Here is a 2,549-nt window from a genome sequence, read left to right on the forward strand (position 1 = left end):
TCCCCGCCCTGGTGCCCGCCGCCGTGCCCGGTGGTGCCGCCGCGGTGCCGGGCCGCCCGGAGCCCGGGGCGCGCGGGTCCCTCGCGCTCGCCGCCACGTTCGCCCTGGGCAACCTGCCACTCCTGTGCGCGGCCGCCCTCGACGACGGTGACCACGGTGGCCCGACGGTCGCGGAAGCCCCGTACCACCAGGTACTCGCGAGCCTCCAGGACCCCTCCGGCGTCTTCGCCGACCCCGCCGCCGCGGTGGGCGTGGTGCTGCTGCGGGCCGCCGACCTGGAACGGTTCGGGCCGGTGGACGACGCCGTGCTCGCCGAACTGGGCACCGCCTACCCGGCCGCGCTGCGCGCCCTGGCCGAGCGGACCCGCAAGCCGCTGATCGTCGGCTTCCTGCCGACGGCCGGCGCGGCGGAGCGTTTCGTCCGCTGGGAGCACGAGACGGCCGCCGCGCTCGCCGAACTGCCCGGCATCGCGGTCCTCGGCCCCGACGAGTGGACCCGTCACCACCCCGTCGACGAGCCCTTCGACGCGCGGACCGAACGGCTGGCCCATCTGCCCTTCACCCCGCCCTTCCAGGCGGCCGTGGCCCTGCGCCTGGCCGAGGTGGTACGAGCGGTGCGGCGCCCCGCGCCGAAGGTGATCGCCGTCGACGGCGACGAGACCCTGTGGGGCGGAGTCGCCGGTGAGCTCGGCCCCGACGCCGTGGACCTGACCGGACCGCGTGCCCTGCTGGCCCGCAGGCTGCTCCAGTGGCGCGCGGCCGGCGCGCTGCTCGTCCTGGTCAGCAACAACGACGAAGCCACGGTCCGCGCGGTCCTGGACCGCCCGGACAGCCCGCTGGGAGTGGAGCACTTCAGCGTGCTCTCCGCCGCCTGGGACCCCAAACCGGACCGGCTGGCGGCGGCGGCCGCCACCCTCGGCCTGGGCGTGGACAGCTTCCTGTTCCTCGACGACAACCCCGCGGAAATCGCCAAGATGCGGGACCAGTTGCCGCAGGTGCTCTCCGTGACCTGCCCGGCCGCGGACGAACTGGACGCCTTCCTGGGCAGGTTGTGGCCGCTGGTCCCGGCCGCCGCGACCGCCGAGGACACCTTGCGGGCGCACTTCTACGAGCAGGAGCGGGAACGCGACGCCGCCCGCGCGGACGGCGGGTTCGAGGAGTTCCTGGCCCGGCTGGAACTCCGGGTCGACATCCGGGAGCTGGCCGAGGAGGACGTACCGCGTGCGGAGCAACTGGTGCGCCGTACCAACCAGTTCACGCTTCGTGCCCGGTCGGCCGACGGCGGCGACCTGGCCCGCTGGCGGCAGCGCGGCGAGGTGTGGACGGCCGCGGCCCGGGACCGGTTCGGCGACTACGGCCAGATCGGGCTGATCGCCGTCCGGGCCGAGGGGGACCGACTCGACGTCCTGGCCTGGATGTTGAGCTGCCGGGCGCTGGGCCGCGGGGTCGAGGAGCATCTGCTGTGCTGGCTGGCCGACCGTGCCGACGCCCTGGGCTGCACGAAGGTCCGGCTGACGGCCGAGCGCACCGAGCGCAACGCACCGGCCCGCAGGGTGGTCGCCGCACTGGGCGGCGGGCGGCAGGACGACGAGCGGCTGGAGGCCGTGACCACGCCGGACCACCTGCGCGCCTTCCGCTCCTGGAGCCGACGGTGAGTGCGGGGGAGCGGGCATGACGGAAAGGACCGTGCGCAACGTGAAGGGCTCTCATGCGTGACGTGAACAGCGAGGACACCGGGGACACCGGGCGGCCGTGGTCGGTCGCCGAGTCGATCGAACGCGGTGGCGGCGGGCTCGGCGTGACCGAACTGCTGGCGAAGGTAGCGGCCGCCGAGGCCGCGCCACAGCCACCGGACGGCTCGGTCCGGAGCCCGGCTCCGGTGTCGGGTCCGGGTCCGGCTTCGGGTCCGGGGTCGGCCTCGGAACCGGCCGCGGACGCGGTGGTCCCGGTTGCGGACGAGGTCCCGGCTCCGGAACCGGTTCCGGACGTGGACGCCGTGGCGGCCGTGATCGCCGCCGCGGCGGGCCGCCATCTGCCCGAGGGGTCTCTCGCGCCCGACGCCGACTTCTTCGACGCGGGGGGCACCTCCGTGCACGCCGTGGAGTTCGTCGCGGAACTGGAGCGGGACCTCGGCGTGGAGCTCGACCTCGACGAGGTGTTCGCCGACGCCCGGCCGATCAGCCTGGCCCGGCACTGGGTCGCGGCGGGCGGCACGGCGGCCGCGCTCGCGAACCTCGCGGCCCGCCCGCCCGAAGCCCCGGGCGGACCCGGAGCCCCTGCGGCCCTGGAAGGCGCCGCCGTTCTGGGGGTCCCCGCGGCCCTGGTGGGCTCCGCAGTGCCGGAGGGCCCTGCGGCCCCGAAGGGTCCTACGACCCCGGAAGGCCCTACGGCCGCCACGGCTCAGCCGACTCCCGCCGCACCCGCGGACCAGGCGTTCCCTCCGGCCGGCGCAGCTCCGGCCCCCGCAGCTCCGGCTCGGCCGGCCCCCGCGGCGCAAGCCTCGCCGTCCGCAGCGCACGTCCCGGCCCCCACGGCCCGCGTGGCGGTTC

2 protein-coding genes are annotated in these 2,549 nt (G+C 76.4%); both read left to right on the forward strand.

The genetic code is table 11. The features are described 5' to 3' along the window. Nucleotides 1-1,655 (forward strand): HAD-IIIC family phosphatase (locus tag FNH09_RS46005; protein ID WP_152895813.1); only part of this gene is annotated, 1,655 nt, incomplete at its 5' end. A 53-nt stretch (nucleotides 1,656-1,708) separates the two neighbouring features. Further along, on the forward strand, nucleotides 1,709-2,549 hold an 841-nt coding region (locus FNH09_RS47985), incomplete at its 3' end, for an acyl carrier protein (RefSeq protein WP_202919899.1).

The sequence above is a fragment of the Streptomyces adustus genome (assembly GCF_009377175.1).
Classification (GTDB): domain Bacteria; phylum Actinomycetota; class Actinomycetes; order Streptomycetales; family Streptomycetaceae; genus Streptomyces; species Streptomyces adustus.